Origin of the sequence: Tautonia plasticadhaerens, assembly GCF_007752535.1 — a bacterium.
GTDB classification, from domain to species: domain Bacteria; phylum Planctomycetota; class Planctomycetia; order Isosphaerales; family Isosphaeraceae; genus Tautonia; species Tautonia plasticadhaerens.
In genome coordinates this window covers 3,345,014-3,362,858 of sequence record NZ_CP036426.1, presented here as the reverse complement: position 1 = coordinate 3,362,858, position 17,845 = coordinate 3,345,014, and the positions used below count along the sequence as shown (strand labels likewise).

Below are 17,845 nucleotides of genomic sequence, written 5' to 3'. Positions count from 1 at the left end.
CAGAACCGCCTCCCGGATCCGGGCCTCGCCTTCGGGCGGCCGACGAAGGTCGCGGCCGGGTCCTCCGTTGATGGCCGATCGGGCCTCATCTTACCATTTCGTCGGCCGATCGCATCGGCCGGGCCGGCCTTCCGGTCCGGTGTTCGCCGTTCGGAATGCTGCCCGTCGGGCCGGTCGTCTGGTAGACTTCCCGTCTCGGGGCCTCCCCGAGCGTCCGACCGACCCCCGCCGTCCCCGACCGCCGAGCCGCCCAGGTCCAGCCCCCATGTCCATCCCCGAGCCCGATCCCAGGCCGATCGACTACAAGTCCGCCGGCGTCGACCTCGACGCGTACGAGCGGACGATGCGGCAGATTCCCCCCCTGCTGCGCCGGACCTACACGCCGAGGGTGATCGAGTGGCCGGGGGGCTTCGCCGGGCTCTTCCGACTGGACGACAAGATTCGGCTGCTGACCCGGACCTACCGGGATCCGGTGCTGGTGGCCTCGACCGACGGCGTGGGGACGAAGCTGAAGCTGGCCTTCGCCTCGGACCGGCACGAGACGGTGGGCATCGACCTGGTGGCGATGTCGGTGAACGACTGCCTGTGCGCCGGGGCCGAGCCGCTGCTGTTCCTCGACTACGTCGCCATGAGCCGGGACGACCCGGATTTGACCCGGAGGATCGTCCAGGGGATCTCCGACGGCTGCCTGGAGGCCGAGTGCGCCCTGCTCGGCGGCGAGACGGCGATCCTGCCGGACTTCTACAAGTCCGGCGAGTACGACCTGGCCGGCTTCTGCCTCGGCGTGGTCGACCGGCACATGATCCTGGACGGCTCCGAGGTCCGGGCCGGCGACCGGGTGATCGGCCTGGCCAGCTCCGGGCTGCATTCCAACGGCTACAGCCTGGCGAGGAAGCTCGCCCTGGAGGTGGCCGGGCTGGAGCCCGGCTCGTTCGTCCCCGAGCTGGGCCGGACGGTGGCCGAGGAGTTCCTGGTGCCGACCCGGATTTATGTGAAGGCGCTGAAGACGGTCTATCGCCACTACCGGGTCAAGCGGATCATCCACGCCATCGCCCACATCACCGGCGGGGGGCTGATCGACAACCCCCCCCGGGTGCTCCCCGAGGGGCTCTCGATCTGCTTGAGGCGCGGCTCGTGGGACGTCCCCCCCGTCTTCGGCTGGCTCCGGTCGCTGGGCAACCTGCCTGACGAGGAGGCCGACCGTGTCTTCAACATGGGGATCGGCCTGGTGCTGGTCGTCTCCGACTACTACGCCGACTCCATCGCCCGATACCTCCGCACCGAGGCCGGCATCCCGTCCTGGGTGATCGGCCGGGTCGAGGAAGGGCCCCGGGGCGTCCGCTGGGAGGGCTGAGCGGCGGCGTTCCCCGAGGATGGCGAACCGCCGGTCGGCGTCCCGGCCTCCCCCTCCGTCTCCCTCTCCCCGCCAGCGGGGAGAGGGCCGGGGTGAGGGGGCGGTGCGTTGGAGACCGGGCCTTGATCGTCGGCCGGTCCCCCCTCACCCGGGCTTCGCCCACCCTCTCCCCCGAGGTCGGGGGCGAGGGTCCGAATCCGCCCCCCTCTCCCCACGAGTGGGGAGAGCGCCGAGGTGAGGGGCCCGGCGTTCGAACCCAAGCGTCGCGTGTCATTCGGCCCCCTCACCCGGCCTCCGGCCACCCGCTCCCCCGCAAGCGGGGGCGAGGGTCGATCGACTGCCGGCCGCCGGAATTCGTCGGGGCCCCCTCCCGCCTCCGAGCTATTCCCCCAGCTCTTCCCTCCGGTCGGGGTACATCGGCCCTCCGGTCCTCGCCAGCACCCGGGGGGAGCCGTACTTGTCCTGCATCTCTCGGACGAGCACGAGTTCGGGGGCCGAGTCGGGCCAGTGCTCCAGCTCGGTGGGGTGCAGGAGGACGAAGTGGGGGGACTGGGGCTCGGGCTCCAGGCCCAGGGCCTCGGGGGCGGGGAGCTGCCTGACCCGCCGGCTGGTGTGGAAGGCGAGGTCGGCGGGCCAGCGGTCCCGGTCGGGGATGCTCGGGTCGAAGGCGGTGGTGTTGATGAAATAGAGCGTCGACCTCCGGGGAATCCACTGGCCGATCGCCCGGGCCCAGGGGCCCTGGCTCGCCCGGTAATTCCACTCGGGCACGACCACGCCCCAGTGGGCCAGCTTGAGCGACCCGGCCACCAGCACCAGCGCCGCCAGGCCCAGGGCCGGCCTCGACCTGGCCCCCCCCAGCACCGCGGCCGCCGCGGCGACCGGCGCCAGCCCGATCAGGAGGACCGCCAGGGTCCGGTAGGTGCCGATGGCCGCCGCCGCGTATCCGAACGTCGGGATCGCCACCGTCGCCCAGCCGACCGAGGCCGCGATCGCCGCCGCCCAGAACGCCCGCCTCGCCCCGGTCGACAGCCCGGGCCAGCCCCCGAGGACCCGCTCCAGCACCGCCGCCGACGCCACCGCCAGGCCGAAGAGGATCGGCACCCGGGCGGCGTCCCCCAGGCCGGGGACGAGCGTCCCGGCCAGGGCCAGCGCCCCGGCGATCTTCAGCCAGCCGACCACCAGCGACCGGCCCTCCTCCGACCAGCCCGACCGCACCGACTCGAACCCGACGAGCCCCGCCATCGGCGACCACGGGAGGGCGTAGGCCGCCGCCCAGATCGCCAGGGTCCAGCAGGGGCCCTCCATCAGGGGGAGCGCGACGGCCGCCGCCCAGGCGTCGAACCGGGCCGTCGACCAGGCCCAGGCCGACCACCCCCCGACCACCGCCAGCGCCCCGAGCACCGCAAGGGCGGGCCTGGAACCCTCGCGACGCCGGAGCACGACCGACGGGATCGCCACCACCGCCATCATCGGCCAGCCCCCGGCCAGCCCCGCCAGCCCGGCCAGCAGGCCGACGGCCGGCCCGGCCCCCCGGGACCTCAGCCGATCCAGGGCCAGCACCACCAGCAGGCCGCCCACCAGGTTCGGATCCGGCAGGATCGGCGTGAGCATCAGGGCGTGGCCGCCCGTCGCCCCGAACCAGAGCCAGCCGATCGCCGCGTCCAGGGCCCCGAGCCCGGCCGAGGATCGGTCGATCATCGCCAGGGATCCGGCCGCCGTCAGCGCCCCGAGGACCGACGCCCGGGGGCCCAGGGTCGTCCTCAGCCGATGGGCCGAGGCCAGGGCGATCAGGGAGGCGGCGATCGCCTCGGGCCATCGGATCGCCGCCGAGGCGGCCGTCACCCCGCCGTAGAACCAGGCCCAGACGAGGCTCGGCAGCACCCTCGCGGGCAGCAGGCCGGGCTCCCAGGAGCCGTAGACCAGGCCGAACGGGCCGACCCGGTCGCCGGCCGCCATGCCGAGTCGGGCCTCCCCGGGGCCAAGGTCGAGGTTGCCGGCGCCGAGCAGGGTGAAGGCGACGATCACCGCCACGGCGAGCCCCGCCGCCAGGCGGGCCGGGGCCATCAGCCCGACCGGGAGCGGCGCGTCGGCCCGGAGCCGTCGGGGGGCGATCACCTCGGGGGATGGGGCGGGGGTGGTGGCTCGGCTCATCGGGCGGTGCCTCCGTGCTCGGGGGTCCGATCGGCCCGGGAGAGGCCCGGCAGCGGCCCCAGCTCGGGGGCGGGTTCGGTCGGCCGGTCGTCGGCCCGGGGGGGGACGCCGGGGAAGGCGTCGGAGGGCCAGGGGTCGACCATGCCGTAGACATAGCCGCAGATCCAGCCCTCCCGGTAGCCCTGGCGCTCCAGCTCGCGGGCCACGTCGTCGATCATCCAGCCCTGGCGTTCCATCCGGTACAGGGCGACGATCGAGCCGGTCCGGCAGGTCCCCCGGGCGCAGTGGACGAGCACCGGGCGACGGGTCGGGTCGTCGATGGCGTCGAGGACCTGGCGGAACTGCTCCTCCCGGCCGAAGCCGTCGCCGGGCATGGGGAGGTTGATGAACTCGGCGCCGAGGCGCTCGACCAGCCTCCGCTCGGCCTCCACGTCGGGGCCGGGCAGGAGGAAGCTGACGACGGTCTTGAGGCGGTAGGACTCGATCGCCTCGGCGAGCTGCTCGGGGTTGAGCTGGCCGCTGCGATAGAGGACGCCGGGGGTGACCTCGTCGAAGTGGTCCCAGACCAGGCGGTTGGCCTTCACCTCGATCGTCAGCCAGGTCGTCGCCCCGGCGACGATCGCCGCCAGCGCCGCGGCCATCGCGATGCGCATGATCACCTCCCGGGCCGTCCGTGTCCCGCTCCGCTCCGACGTGCGTCCGGTGCACGGGGGCATCCGTCTCCCCCGGCCGTCGGGCGGGCGGATCGTAGGGCGGTCTCCGGGCCCGGTCAACCCGAATGGGAAGGCCGGGCCGTATCTGTCCCTTCCAGGTTGCCCGGCTTCGCGCCCCGGCGCGGGCGAGGCCGGCCGGTCGCACAATCCGGGTCCGGGATGCGTAGCAGGGCCACGGGGCCGGTGGATGGGCCGGTCGGGTTGTGGCCGCCGAGGGGGGGCCGCTACGATACGGGACAGGGATCGTCGAAACAAATGGGCGAATCGGCGATCGGGCCGGCGGGGGCGTCGGACGACCGCGACGGCCGGCCCGGCCTGGGAATCGCCCCGGAGCGAGACGCGATGAGAATCGACCTTTGGCGCGGGAGGGGGCCGGGATTGGCCTCCGGCCTGCTGATCGCCCTGCTGGCGTCGACGGCCCCGGCCGCCGCCCAGGACCCGAAGCCCGCCCGGCCGGACTCCCCCGAGTTCCTCCAGCCGGGCGAGGTCCGCTTCACCGCCAAGGTCGAGCCGACCCGGGCGAGGCCCGGTCAGGAGGTCACGTATTCGGTCTCGGCCAGGGTCGAGGAGCCGTGGCACATCTACGCCCACGCCGAGGAGCAGCCCAAGGGCGTGGCCGCCGTCCCCACCCGGTTCGACCTCTTCCGCCTCGGCGGCCTGGAGCCGACCGGGGAAGGCTGGGAGGCCTCCGAGGAGCCGGTCGAGCCCCCCCCGCTGGGCGACGTCATCGTCTTCGACTACCACGAGGGAGCAGTCACCTGGAGCCGGAAACTCCGGGTCCCCGACGACGCAGCGCCCGGCGCCGTCTCGTTGCAGGGCCAGGTGATGTTCCAGCTCTGCACCGATTCCACCTGCAAGCCGCCGACCCGTCGCACGGTCGACCCGGTGGGGCTGACGATCGAGGGCGGGCAATCGCGGGAGAGGCTCGATCGGCCCTCGGCCGCCCTGGCCGGGCTGGCCTCGCCGCTGCTCGTCGCCCCGCAAGACGAGGCCCGGCCGCAGCGGAAGGACTCGCCCCCGATCTTGCAGCCGAAGGAGGCGACCTTCACCACCTCGATCGAGCCCGCCGAGGCGAAGCCGGGGGACTCGGTCAACTACAACGTCTCGGTCAAGCTCGCCCCGACCTGGCACATCTACGCCTATGCGGAGTCGATCCCCGAGGGCGTGGCCGCCGTCCCCACCCGGTTCGACGCCTTCGGCCTCGACGGCCTGGAGAAAGCCGGCGAGTGGGCCGCCTCCCGGGAGCCCCACGAGCCGGAGGAGGTCTCCGGCGTCCTGGCGTACAAGTACTATGAGGACGAGGTCACCTGGACCCTGCCGCTGAAGGTCCCCGCCGACGCCGGGGGCGGCGAGCGCTCGGTCAGGACCCAGATCCAGTTCCAGATCTGCGACCCCAAGAGCTGCAAGCCTCCCACCCGGGTGACCCTGCCGGCGGCCATGCTCACCGTGCTCGCCAGCCCGGGGGGGGCCGCCGCCCCGTCGGCCGGGCCGTCGCAGGCGGGGCCGTCGTCGTCGGCGGTCGCCGAGGCTGATTCGGGTGGCGAGGCCGCATCGGGGTTCGAAACCGAGGCCGAGGGGGACGCCGCTGCGTCCGCCAGCACCGAAGTCGGCTCGACCGAGCTTCGGGAGAAGATCGGCCAGGGCCTGATCCCTTTCATGCTCTGGTCGGCCCTGGGCGGCGTGGTGGCGCTGATGATGCCCTGCGTCTGGCCGATGATCCCGATCACGGTCAACTTTTTCGTCAAGCAGGGGCAACCCGAGAAGGGGAAGGAGAAGAAGTCGACGACCGGCCTGGCGATCACCTACTGCCTGGCGATCATCGGCGTCTTCACGCTCGTCGGCGTGGTCTTCTCGGCGGCCTTCGGGGCGACGGCGCTGAACCAGCTCAGCAACGCACCCTGGCTGAACTTCGTGGTCGCCGGGCTGTTCCTGGCCTTCGGGCTGAGCCTGCTGGGCCTGTTCGAGATCCGCTTGCCGAACTTCTTGCTGAACGCCTCGGCCCAGGGGGAATCCCGGGGGGGCGTCATCGGCGTCATCTTCATGGCCTTGACGCTGACGATCACCTCGTTCACCTGCACGTTCCCGGTGGTCGGGGCCCTGCTGGTGGTGGCGGCGGGGGGGAGCTACCTGTACCCTGTGATCGGCCTGGCGACCTTCGCCACGGTGCTGGCCCTGCCGTTCTTCCTGCTGGCGCTGGCGCCGGGGATCCTGTCGAACATGCCCCGCAGCGGCGACTGGATGAACGCGGTGAAGGTGGTCGGCGGGCTCGTCGAGATCGGCGCCGCCTTCAAGTTCCTGAACACGGCCGAGGTCAGCCTGAGGGGCAACCCCGAGGCCGCCTGGTTCGACGCCCAGGTGCTGATGGCCTCCTGGGTGGTGATCGCCGCCGTCTGCGGGTTCTACCTGCTGGGCTTCTTCCGGACCAGCCACGACCACGGGGAGCCGTCGGTGGGCGTCGGCCGCCTGCTGTTCGGCTCGTTCTTCCTGTTCGTGGCGCTGTACTTCTCCCCCGCCCTGTTCGGGTACCCGCCCCGGAGCAAGATCTATGACCGCCTGGTGGTCGGCTTGCTGCCGGCCGACGCGGGCGAGATGAACGCCGAGACGGAGCTGGTCAAGCGCCTGGAGTCGATCGGCTTCTCCGGGGGGGGCGGCGCGTCGGAGCCCCAGGAGCTGATCGCCGACAGCGAGGACCCGCCGGAGGTCCAGCGGGCGAGGAGCCTGCACGGCGTCTGGTGGGACATGAGCCTCGACGTGGCGCTGGCCAAGGCGAAGGAGTCGAACCGGCCGGTGTTGATCGACTTCACCGGGGTCAACTGCGCCAACTGCCGGTCGATGGAGCAGGGCGTGATGCCCAAGGGGGACGTCATCGAGCGGCTCCGCCAGTTCGTCCCCGTGCAACTCTACGTCGACCGCGTGCCGGTGGAGGGCCTCGGGGCCGATCGCTCGGAGGAGCTGGCGATCCGCAACTTCGAGCGGGAACTGGAGCTGACGGACGAATCGACCCAGCCGCTCTACGTCGTCATGACGCCGGACGGCGAGGTCGTTTCCTCCAAGGGTGGCCTGATCGAGCGTCCCGAGTTCATCTCCTTCCTCGACCGCGCCCTGGCCGAGTACTCGGAGATCGCCCGGACCGCCCAGGCGGGGGAGTGAGCCGGGGGCCCTCGGCCCCGCAGGGGCCGACTGCGGTCCCTGCAACTCCCGTCCCCCTCTCCCCGCGCGGGGAGAGGATTTGGGGTGAGGGCCCCGGCGTTCGGGCTCAAGCCCGGTGACTCGTCCCGGCCCCCTCACCCGGGCTGCGCCCACCCTCTCCCACGCAAGCGGGGGAGAGGGTTCGGTGGGTTGCCTCAGGAACCCTTCGCCCGGGATGATCTGGCCTTCGACCTCGACCGGGTCGATCGCTTCCGCTTCGCGGGGGCCTTCGCCTCGGCATTGGTCGAGCCCGTCGAGGCCATCCGGGCGACGACGGCCGGCTCGCCGCGGGCCATCCGGGAGCCGTCGAAGAAGGCGAAATCGGGGTTGCCGTAGTGCTGGTAGGCGCCCCAGGTGAGGGCCCCCCCGGGGAAGGTCCCCGGGCGGGCGATGGCGAGGCGGGCCTCCTGCATCGCCCGGTGCAGCACCAGGGGGATCACCGGGGCCACGCGGTCGGCGTCGGGGCCGTCCAGGCCGAGCAGGCCCCGGTAGAGCCGCTGGGAGAAGGCGGTGGCGGCCTGGTCGTCGACCGGCCAGGCGGTGCAGACGAGGTTCGAGACGCCGCGCTCGAAGAAGGCCTCGGCGAAGCTCGGGGCCATGCCCGGCCGGTAGCCGGTCGCCCCGGCGATCAGGTCGGACGGCACGATGCCCGACTCGCAGGCGTTGAGGAACACGAACTTCGGCACGCGGTCGATCCGCCTCATCTCGTGGGCCGAGATCACCTGGCCGTCGGAGAACAACAGGCCCGAGCCGCTGGGGTCCTTCGGGTCGAAATAGCAGTGGCCGGCGTAGTGGAAGGCGTCGTAGGTGCGGCCCATCAGCCGGCGGAGGACGTTGGTGCGGGTCGCCTCCCCGGGGCCGATCAGGGCGTCGACCTCGACGACGTTGCCCGATCCCCCCCAGGCGGCGTTGAAGGCCCGGAGCAGCTCGACGACGGCGACCCCCTCGCGGCGGGCGCCGGGCAGCGGGGCGTCCCTCGCCGGGTCGGCCACGACGAGCACCCGGAGGTACCGGCGGCCCGGCGGCGGGGGCTCGGGGGGCGGGGCGAAGCCGGTGATGAGCTGCCGGGTCAGCCCCCGGCTGGTGCCGAGGAAGGCGGTCCAGTCGGTCGACTCCCCGGGCAGGACGCCGGAGAGGCCGGGGTGGTCGGGCAGGTCCCACAGCTCGGGCCTGGCCACCATCTCCCAGTGGATCCGGGCCGACTGGGCGTCGAGCATCATCACCAGGGAGCCGCCGGTGCGGAGCAAGGGGCGGAAGTCCCGAGGCAGCAGCAGCTGGCCGAGGAACCGGCCGCGGGCGAACTGCTGGTCGGGGGCGAATTCGTCGGCCAGCTCGTCGTTGGCGGCGGCGACGAGGGTGTGGTCCACGTCGATCTCCCGCATCGGCAACGCCGCCTCCCGGGTGACGGCGCCGAAGCGGAAGACCGGGCGGCCGGAGGCGTCGCCGGGCCCGTACCGGACGGTGATCCGGACCGGGTCGGGCCGGTCCCCTCGGCCGTCGAGGCCGGGGGTCTCGGCCGCCTCCCAGAGCTTGCGGCGGCGTTCCCAGCGGTCGACCGCGTGCTCGTGGTCTAACTCGGCCGCCCGCTTCCCCAGCTCCTCGAGCCGGCCGGGGGTGAGCGACGTGTAGGAGATGTCCAGCCGGCCCTGGGAGCGGAGGTCGGCCTCGAGGTCGCGGAAGGCGCGGTCGACGTCGGGGAAGATCCCCGGGTCGGGCAGGGCGAAGGTGATGTGCTCGAGGGCCAGGTCGGTGCCGGCCTCGATGCCGCTGAAGGCGAGCTTGATGCCGCGGACCCAGGCCTCGGCCGCCTCGGCGGGGGGGATGTTGGTGTTCCGGGTGCCGATGGGGGCGGCGGCCAGGTGGCGCTTGCCGAGCTTGCCGAGGGCCCAGACCAGCTCGCGGACCAGCACCGTCAGCTCCGGGGCGCCGAAGCCGCCGGGGACGCCCATGCCGCAGAGGGCGACCAGGCGTGAGGGCTCCCTCGGGTCGGGCAGGAAGAAGGGCTGGCCCAGCTCCCCCCGGGCGACGCCGCGCTCGATCATCTGGCTGAGCACCTGGCGGGCCTCGCGGAGCGTGCCGGACGGCTCGCCGTCGGGGCCGGGGGGCTCGAAGGCGGGGGAATCGGCCTCGTCCCGCTGGTCGGGCGGCAGCAGGGCCCGGCCGAGGAGCTGGTCCAGCTCCCAGGCCGGTTCGCCCCGACGGGGCTTCTCCCCCTTGTAGTGGCCGAGGGCGATGGCGTCGACCGGCGGCACGTCGGCCCGGTCCTCGGCGTGGAGCCGCCGGACGCCGACGTTGGAGACGCAGTCGAGCGCCAGGTGCAGGCCGATCCTCGGGGGCTTCTGGTCCGTCGCCGAGGGGGGGGGCGCCGGCCGGGACTCGGCCGCCCTGGGGGCGTAGAGCACGTCGGAGAGGACCGCCTCGGTCAGCTCCCTCGCCTCGGGGGAGTCCTCGACCAGGCCCGGGGTGATCGGCGGCTCGTCGTCCGCCGCCCCCGCCCCCGCCCCGGGGGCCCGGGACGCGACGGCCCGGAGCCGGGTGCGTTCCAGCAGCGCGTCGAACCGACTGCGGTCGGCCTCGTGGGCCTCGGCCCAGAGCCGGGCGGCGTCGGGGTCGTGCTCCGGCTCGATGCCGGGCCGCTCGGCCGGGTCGCCCCAGTCCAGCTCGGAGAGGGAGCCGGGGGCCGTCGCCGAGCGCCCCCGGGTGCCGGTCCCTCGCAGCTCGCCGAGCCGGAGCACCTCGTCGACGGCCGACAGGACGTTGGCGTTGGAGAGCATCGCCGAGTGCTCGTCCTGCACCTTGTAGGTGCGGACCTTCAGCAGCTCGCCGTCGAGGTCCCGGGGCTGCCCGAGGCGCCGGGAGACGCTGCCGTCCCCCTGGAAGGTGAAGGCGTAGTGGTCCCCGACCTCGAAGCCCGAGGGCTGGGGGACCCGGGCCAGGTGGCCGAGCTTGCCGGCCCGGATGCCGTCGGGGGTCTGCTGGCCGTAGCCGGCGAAGTAGACCAGGCGGTCCTCGACCGACTGGCGGGCGACCTTGGATTCCAGGTCCTTCGCCAGCTCCTCGTGGAAGGCGCCGGCCGACTCCAGGTGGCGGCCCGGGACGCCGAGCGGGCCGTAGGTGTCGGGGTCGTAGAGGGCCTTGGCGTCGAGGTCGGCGATCGGCGAGGGGAGCAGCTGATAGACGCCCGGGAACGAGTGGATGACCCGGAGCAGGCCGCCCATGTCCCGGGTGATGTCGAGCCGCTCGATCTTCCAGACCGTGTTCGCCAGGCCGCAGAGGACCTGGGGGACGAGGTACGTGCCGTGGTTGGGCGTGCCGAGCATGACCAGCCGGCCGCCCCGGGAGCGGCGGTCGGCCCCCCCGGCCCACATCGACCGCCACCGCTGGGGGTGGCGCTGGATGAAGCTGCGGGCCACCAGCCCCCCCATCGAGTGCGCGACGAGGTGCACCGGCTCGTCGGGGCCGAACTGGGCGTTGATGCTCGCCAGCAGGCCGTCGGCGGCCAGGCGGAGGTCCTTCCGCCAGTCGTAGCCGAAGACGAGCACCCGCCAGTGACGCTTCAGGGCCAGCACCAGCTCGCCGTAGTACTTCCAGAGGACCTTGCCCGGGCGGGTCGAGAAGGACGGGTCGGCCTGGAGCACGCCGTCGGCGGCCAGGCGGAGCCGCCCCACCCGGCCCCGGGCGATCTGCCAGAGGTCGAGCCAGATCTCGTCGTCGTTGCCCCGGGCGTCGATCGTGTGCAGGGCGCTGCCCATCAGCCCGGGCAGGATGACGACGTTGCCCCGGGGCGGCTCGGCCCCCCGGGTGACGGACTGCATCAGGGCGAGCCGGTGCATCCGGGTGTAGCGGTCGTCGCCGAGGTAGAGCCGGAGGGCCCGCTCCTGCTCGATGCTCGGCGAGGTGAGCAGCAGCTCCAGCTCGTCGGGGGTGGCTTCCTCGAACCGCCGGACGACGGCCTGGTACTCCGACCCGGGACCCCCCCTCGGCATCCCGTCCCGGCGATCCTCCCCGTTGGGGTACCCGTCGATCATGGTGCTCGACCCGGCTGGAGACGCGAGGCGATGTCCCGCCGGCCCCGTCGAGACTCGCCGGGCCGGCACGATCCCACCTCCAGCATTCCCCCGGATCCCGGGCCGAGCAAGGGAAAAAAGCCATGAATGGCCGGGTCGGCCGGATCAATCCCGGGCCCACCGGGTGCGGCGCGCCCGGACGCTCTCGGGGAAGAGCGCCTGCTGGTCGAGCGAGCCGTCGGGGCGGAACGGCATCGGCCGGAAGTCGGACTCGAAGCGGAGGGCCGGATCCGCCTCCACCTCGGCCGAGAGGGCGGGGGAGACGGCGATCGAGGCCAGCTCCAGCGTGTTCGGGACCGCGACCAGCCGGGCGAGCGACTGATCGACCTTCCAGCACGTCTGCAGGCACATGGCGACGACGTCCCGGTCGGTGGACAGGGCCAGGGGGACCCGGGCCCGGGTCAGGAAGTTGCTGGTGAAGCAGTTCACCCGCATCGGCTCGGGGTCGATGGCGCGGACGAGGCGGTCGGTGGTCAGGTCGGCCAGGCCGACGCCGGTGGCGTTCCCCTTGGTTTCGGGGGAGAGGTCGAGCACCGCCAGCCGGGTGACGACCGGCCGGGGCAGATCCGGCATCGTCTCGACCCGCTGGCGGCCGATGACGTTGGGGTCCATGCCGGTCCCGCTGTAATTCTTGCCCAGCTCCCCGACGATCAGGATATCGATCTGATCGAAGGGCAGGCGCCCCATCATGAGCCGGGCCTCGTCGAGCAGCCTCGGCTCGGCCTCCAGCAGGTCCTCCGGCTCGACCGCCTCGACCCTCGCCGTCCGCTCCTCGGCGTTCTCCAGCAGGGCGACCCCCAGCGCGACCGGCGTCTTCCTCAGCAGCAGCGCGCCCACCTCCGGCAGGAGCACCCTCAGGCCCGGCAGGCCGAGCTTGTGCACCTGGGCGGCCCCCTGCTGCTTGCCGAGGCCGATGGCCAGCATCTTCAGCAGGCCGCTCTCATATCGGCCGGTGAACGACGTGTGGGGCTTGACCCGGTTGAGCAGGAGGATGCCGTCGGCGTCGAAGGCGTTGCGGTCGAAGTGGACCGGCAGGCCGAAGCTGTTCGAGCCGAGGACGACGGTGTCCATCTCCGACCGGATCGGGCAGCCGACCGACCGCTCGGTCACGCCCAGCTCGGCGAGCAGGGCGCGCTGGCCCTCGGCGGTCCCCTTGCCGTGGCTGCCCATCGCCGCCACCACGAAGGGCTCGAAGCCCAGGCCCCTCACGGCCGAGACCGCCGCCTTCGCGATCCGGTCGATCCCGACGATCCCCCGGCTGCCGACCGTCACCGCCACGCGGCCCCCCTTCGGGACCCGGGAGGCGAGGTGGCTGGCCCGGATCGCCTCGGCCACGGCGCCGGGGGCGTCGTCGAGCGCCGGGTGGGCGACCCGCTGCCGGACGAGGGCGAGGGGGGGGAAGGGGGCGGCATCGGTGGTCATGGCGGGGCTCCCTCCGTGGCGGGTCGAGGCGGCCATCGTACCGGACCCCGGGGGCGGGCGTCAGCGCCGGGGAGGAGGGCGGGCCCCCCGATCCGGGTCGCCGGCGTTCGACCGATCGCTCGACGATCGCTCCTGGATTCTCCGAGGGCGGCCGGGCATCCTGGGGGGAGTCCGCCCCGCCCGGCCGGGGCCTCCTCGAATCCCCCCTTGGAGCGTGTCCTCGATGAAGTCCCCCTGGTGCTCGGTGTCAGGAGCGTTGACGGTGCTGGTGTTCTCGGCCGCGATGGCCCGGGGACAGTCCCCGGTGCAGGTCGAGGAGTTCGTCTACGAGGAGGCGCCGACCCCGCAGTGTCACGCCTCGACGATCGAGTCGCTCGGTGACGGCACGCTGGTTGCGGCCTGGTTCGGCGGCACTCACGAGAAGAACCCGGACGTGGGGATCTGGGTGGCGAGGAAGTCGCCGGGGGGGGCGTGGTCGAGCCCGGTCGAGGTGGCCGACGGCGTCCAGTACGCGACCCCCGGCGGCGAGGTCCGCCGGCATCCCTGCTGGAACCCGGTCCTGTACCTGCCCGAAGGCGGCCCGCTGATGCTCTTCTCCAAGGTCGGCCCGAGCCCGAGGGAGTGGTGGGGGATGCTCTCGACCAGCCCCGACGGCGGCGAGACGTGGTCGACCCCCCGACGATTGCCTGAGGGGATCCTCGGGCCGGTCAAGAACAAGCCGATCGCCACGGCCGACGGCTCGATCCTCTGCGGCTCCAGCACCGAGGAGGACGGCTGGCGGGTCCACTTCGAGCGCACCGACGACCTCGGCCGGACCTGGACGCGGATCGGGCCGATCAACGACGGCGAGGCCATCGGCGCCATCCAGCCGAGCCTGCTGACCGCCACCGACGGCACGCTGATCGCGCTGGGACGCAGCCGACAGGGGCGGATCTGGGTGTCGAAATCGACCGACGGCGGGGATTCCTGGGGGGCGATGGCCCTGACCGACCTGCCCAACCCCAACTCCGGGACCGACGCCGTGACCCTGGCCGACGGCCGGCACCTGCTCGTCTACAATGCCACCGGGCGGGGCCGATCGCCGCTGAACGTGGCGATCTCCGACGACGACGGCGAATCCTGGAGGATGGTCCACACCCTGGAATCCGGGCCGGGAGAGTACTCGTATCCGGCCGTCATCCAGGCCGACGACGGGATGGTGCACGTCACCTACACCTGGAAGCGGGAGCGGGTGAAGCACGTCGCGCTGGACCCCGATCGACTCTGATCCGACCCGAATCATCAACCGAGAACGACATCCATGGACTTGCAGCTCGAGGGGAAGCTCGCGGTGGTGACCGGGTCGACGGCCGGGATCGGCCGGGCGATCGCGTCGGCCCTGGCGGCCGAGGGGGCGACGGTCGTGGTCAACGGCCGGAACCCGGAGTCGGTGGAGGCGACCGCGAAGGAGCTGTCCGCCCTCGGGGGCGGGACGGTGCACGGCATCGTCTGCGCCCTGGACTCTGCCGAGGGCGTCGACACGCTCATCACGGGGGCCGAGGCGATCGGGCCGGTCGACATCCTGGTCAACAACGTCGGCATCTTCGAGCCGAAGCCGTTCGAGGAGATCCCCGACGAGGACTGGCGGCGGTTCTTCGACGTGAACGTCATGTCCGGCGTCCGCTGCTCCCGGGCCGTGATGTGCGGCATGAGGGACCGGGGATGGGGCCGGATCCTGTTCATCTCCAGCGAGTCGGGCATCAACATCCCCGAGGAGATGGTCCACTACGGGATGACCAAGACGGCGCAGCTGGCCATCGCCCGGGGCCTGGCCAAGGCCCTGGCCGGCACCGGGGTGACGGTCAACTCGCTGCTGCCCGGCCCGACCTGGACCGAGGGCGTGGCCACCTTCGTGGCGAAGATGGCCGAGCAACGCGGCACCACCGCCGAGGCGATGAAGGCCGAGTTCGTGCCGATGGTCCGGCCCTCCTCGCTGATCCGCCGGTTCGCCACCCCCGAGGAGGTGGCGGCGCATGCGGCCTACCTCTGCTCGCCGCTCGCCTCGGCCACCAGCGGGGCGGCGCACCGGGTCGAGGGCGGGATCGTGGACATCTGCTTCTGACCGGGAGGCGCCCCCGGGGCGGACCCGAGCATGACCAACCCGCTGAACCCCGAGGCCGGCTACGTCTCGATCCCCGACGACCCCCGGGAGGTCGACGCGGCCCTGCGCGCCGGCCGGGTGACCTACCGGATCTTCCCCTACTACGCCTGGAGGTACGGCGAGCGGGGCGAGCGTTTCACCCGGAGCGACAGCGCCTGGCTGGCCCGCCTGAGGCGGTACGAGCCGCCTCATATCCGCAACCAGGTGACCTGGCTGGCCTCGGTGCTCTCGAATCGGGGGATGCCGAGCTATTTGCTGGAGGTGCACCTCCGGGTGCTCTCGAAGGCCCTCTCGAGGGCCGTCCCCGAGCGGGCCGGCCCCTACGAGAAGCTCGTCGCCGCCGCCGACGGGCTGCGGGAGGCCCGGCTCTCCCGGTTCGGCGAGGCCGATTTCCGGGAGATGCCCGGGGCCTTCGCCGACCGCCTGGGCCCGGTCGGGCCCCGACGGCTGCTCCGGGGGGCCGGGCTGCTGGTCGTGGCCGCCGTCGCCGACGAGCGGGCGGGGATCCCGGGGGCGGTCGGCAGCCTGCTGGAATGGCTGGGGGACGCGGGGGCGCTGCGGAAGGCGCCGGGGCTGGTCGACGCCCTCGGGGCCGGGGGCCGGGCGGCCCTCGACCCCGGGGGGGCGGCACGGTGGGCCGCCTCGGTCTACGATTTGGTGGACGAGGCGAGGTCCCGACCGTACCCGGTCCCGACCGGCTAGCGATGCCCGGGCGTCGAGCCGATCCGCCCCCGATCAGTCGCTCTCCAGCGCAGGATTCGCCGCCCGGCCGAGGAGGCGGAAGGCCATCCGCGCCTTCTGGCCGGTGCTCGCCTTGTCGAGGTAGGACGAGCGGAGCGACTGGAGCCAGCGGATGTCCCGCCCCTCGTAGGAGATGGCCACCCGGACGAGGATCGGCCCCGGGTGGGCCAGCGCGGCGGCGATCCCGCCGAGGACCTGGTCGTTGGTCTCGATCGAGAGCGAGGCCAGGCCCATCCCCCGGGCGAGCGCGGGGTAGTCCAGGTTCGCCAGCACGGTGGCGGTGGTGCGGTTGAACAGCGGCTCCTGGAGCATCTGCATGTAGTGGTAGGCGCCGTCGTCCAGGACGAAGAGCTTGACCGGCAGGTGGGCCCGGGCGGCGGTCGACGCCTCCAGGCCGGACATGAGGAAGCAGCCGTCCCCGGTGACGCAGGCGACGGGCAGGTCCGGGCGGGTCCGCTGGGCGCCGATGGCGGCGGAGACGGCCCAGCCCATGCTCTGGTTGTCGGCCGGGGTGACGTAGCGCCTCGGGGCGTTGCGGCGGATCGACTCGGCCGCCCAGTGGGTCGAGGCGGTCACGTCCACGAACATCAGGCCGTCCTGGCCGAGCGACTCGCCGAGCAGGGCGAGGAAGCGCATCGGGTCGACGCCGTCCTTGATCTGCACCTCCTGATGCTGGGCACGCTCGGCCTCCCGGTCCTGGTAGACGGCCTGGATGAGCCGGGGGTCGGGGCGGCGCCGGACCTGCTCGCCGTCGGCCAGCAGCCGGGCGAGGAACAGGCGGGAGTCGGCGTGGACCTTGACCGAGGCGGGCACGTTGCGGCCCAGGACGTTCGGGTCGATGTCGACGTGGATCAGGTGATCGTGCTTCGGGACGTTGTAGTTGGCCGTCGAGACCTCGCTGTATCGGGCGCCGACGGCGATCACCGCGTCGACCTGCCCGAAGGCCCGCTCGGCGGCCTTCGTCCCGAAGGAGCCGTAGCCCCAGCCGACGGCGAGCGGGTGGTCGTCGGGGATCACCCCCTTGCCGCTGACGGTGGTGGCGACGGGGGCCTGGAGCAGCTCGGCGACGGCCATCAGCTCGGCGGCGGCCTCGGCGGCGCCGAGTCCGGCGTAGATGCCGACCTTGCGGTTCGGGTCCCGGAGCACGTCCAGGGCCCGGCGGTAGGCGGCCTCGTCCCAGGGGGGGGCGAGTTCGGGGGGGACCGGCTCGTCGTAGTCCCAGGTCTGTGACAGGAGGTCGTACGGCACGACGACGCCGACCGGCCCCGGCGGGCCTGCCCGGGCGACCTGGAAGGCCCGGTGGATGGCAGCGGCGATCTGGCCGGGGTGGTGGACCTCGAAGACGGCCTTCGTGACCGTCCGCAGGATAGCGGCGTTGTTCAGCGAGTGGACCTGGCCGAGGGGGGCCTTGGGGCCCCGCTTCACGTCGGTGACGAGGGCGACGAGGGGGATGGTGTCCAGCAGGGCCTCGCCGATGCCGGTCATGGCGTTGGTCAGCCCGGGGCCGGGGATCAGGGCGAAGGCGCCGACCCGGCCGGAGACCCGGGCGGAGGCGTCGGCCATGACCGGGGCGGCCGACTCGTGGCTGGTGAGCATGTAGGGCAGGCCGATCGACTTCATCGCGTCCCAGAACTCGTTGTTCTGGGCACCCGGCACGCCGAAGACGCAGGGGACCCGCTCGGCGGAGAAGGCCAGGGCGGCGGCCTTCGCGCCGGTCATCCGGCCCCGGACGCCGGGGGCCTGGGCGGGCTCGGCGGCGTGGACCGGGACGCTCGGGTCGGGGGGCCGGGGGATCTGCTGCCCCCGGGCCTCGACGGCGAGCCCCGCCCCGGCGGCGCCGATCGTCCCGAGGACGGTGCGTCTGGTGAATTCCATCGGGGGAGGTCTCCCTGGTCGCTCGGGATCGATGCGCGTCGCGTCGCTCGGGCGTCCGGCAATCCGGGCCCGATCGCTACAGCCGCTCCATTCTGCCCCATCGTCGCGATGAGTCGAACCGAGATCGGCCGATCTTCTGGTATCGGTCGGTCGGGGTGTGCCGGTTGATCGGGTTGTGTGGGAGGTTGGGCCT

At 73.1% G+C, this 17,845-nt stretch carries 10 protein-coding genes; 5 read left to right on the top strand and 5 right to left on the bottom strand.

Going from position 1 to position 17,845, the window contains the following annotated elements:
- The first annotated feature begins 265 nt into the window (after positions 1–265).
- Entirely contained in the window at positions 266–1,354 is a 1,089-nt protein-coding gene (purM, locus tag ElP_RS13160) for a phosphoribosylformylglycinamidine cyclo-ligase (protein WP_145269956.1), read from the top strand.
- Between the two features lie 381 nt (positions 1,355–1,735).
- Here purM and ElP_RS13155 read toward each other — a convergent pair whose 3' ends face one another.
- Together ElP_RS13155 and ElP_RS13150 are read right to left on the bottom strand one after the other, a co-directional pair.
- Positions 1,736–3,505 (bottom strand): hypothetical protein, encoded by a 1,770-nt coding sequence (locus tag ElP_RS13155; RefSeq protein WP_145269954.1) that lies wholly within the window; start codon positions 3,503–3,505, stop codon positions 1,736–1,738.
- Positions 3,502–4,158, bottom strand: coding sequence for a fused DSP-PTPase phosphatase/NAD kinase-like protein (locus ElP_RS13150; RefSeq protein WP_145269952.1), 657 nt, complete (start codon positions 4,156–4,158; stop codon positions 3,502–3,504). Before ElP_RS13150 ends, ElP_RS13155 begins: the two co-directional genes overlap by 4 nt.
- 402 nt (positions 4,159–4,560) lie before the next feature.
- On the opposite strand from ElP_RS13150, the gene ElP_RS13145 reads away from it, so the two are divergent.
- Complete coding sequence (locus ElP_RS13145) at positions 4,561–7,368, top strand: protein-disulfide reductase DsbD family protein (RefSeq protein WP_145269951.1); 2,808 nt, start codon at positions 4,561–4,563, stop codon at positions 7,366–7,368.
- Positions 7,369–7,562: 194 nt separating this feature from the next.
- Here the strand turns inward: ElP_RS13145 and ElP_RS40625 are convergent, their stop codons facing one another.
- Both ElP_RS40625 and ElP_RS13135 read right to left on the bottom strand, forming a co-directional pair.
- Complete coding sequence (locus ElP_RS40625) at positions 7,563–11,435, bottom strand: CHAT domain-containing protein (RefSeq protein WP_145269949.1); 3,873 nt, start codon at positions 11,433–11,435, stop codon at positions 7,563–7,565.
- A 144-nt stretch (positions 11,436–11,579) separates the two neighbouring features.
- Entirely contained in the window at positions 11,580–12,896 is a 1,317-nt protein-coding gene (locus tag ElP_RS13135; RefSeq protein WP_145269947.1) for a lactate racemase domain-containing protein, read from the bottom strand.
- Positions 12,897–13,119: 223 nt separating this feature from the next.
- Here ElP_RS13135 and ElP_RS13130 point away from each other — a divergent pair, with 223 nt between their 5' ends.
- Genes ElP_RS13130 through ElP_RS13120 form a run of 3 tightly spaced genes read left to right on the top strand, consistent with a single transcriptional unit; the run spans position 13,120 to position 15,738 of the window.
- Complete coding sequence (locus ElP_RS13130) at positions 13,120–14,163, top strand: sialidase family protein (protein WP_145269945.1); 1,044 nt, start codon at positions 13,120–13,122, stop codon at positions 14,161–14,163.
- A 33-nt stretch (positions 14,164–14,196) separates the two neighbouring features.
- Positions 14,197–14,997: an SDR family NAD(P)-dependent oxidoreductase gene (locus ElP_RS13125; protein WP_145269943.1), complete on the top strand. Its 801-nt coding sequence runs from the start codon at positions 14,197–14,199 to the stop codon at positions 14,995–14,997.
- A 30-nt stretch (positions 14,998–15,027) separates the two neighbouring features.
- Positions 15,028–15,738 carry a hypothetical protein gene (locus ElP_RS13120; protein WP_145269941.1) on the top strand — a complete coding sequence of 237 codons (711 nt, stop codon included), beginning with the start codon at positions 15,028–15,030 and terminating at the stop codon, positions 15,736–15,738.
- Positions 15,739–15,771: 33 nt separating this feature from the next.
- Here ElP_RS13120 and ElP_RS13115 read toward each other — a convergent pair whose 3' ends face one another.
- Entirely contained in the window at positions 15,772–17,652 is a 1,881-nt protein-coding gene (locus ElP_RS13115; RefSeq protein ID WP_145269939.1) for a thiamine pyrophosphate-binding protein, read from the bottom strand.
- Positions 17,653–17,845 lie beyond the last annotated feature (193 nt).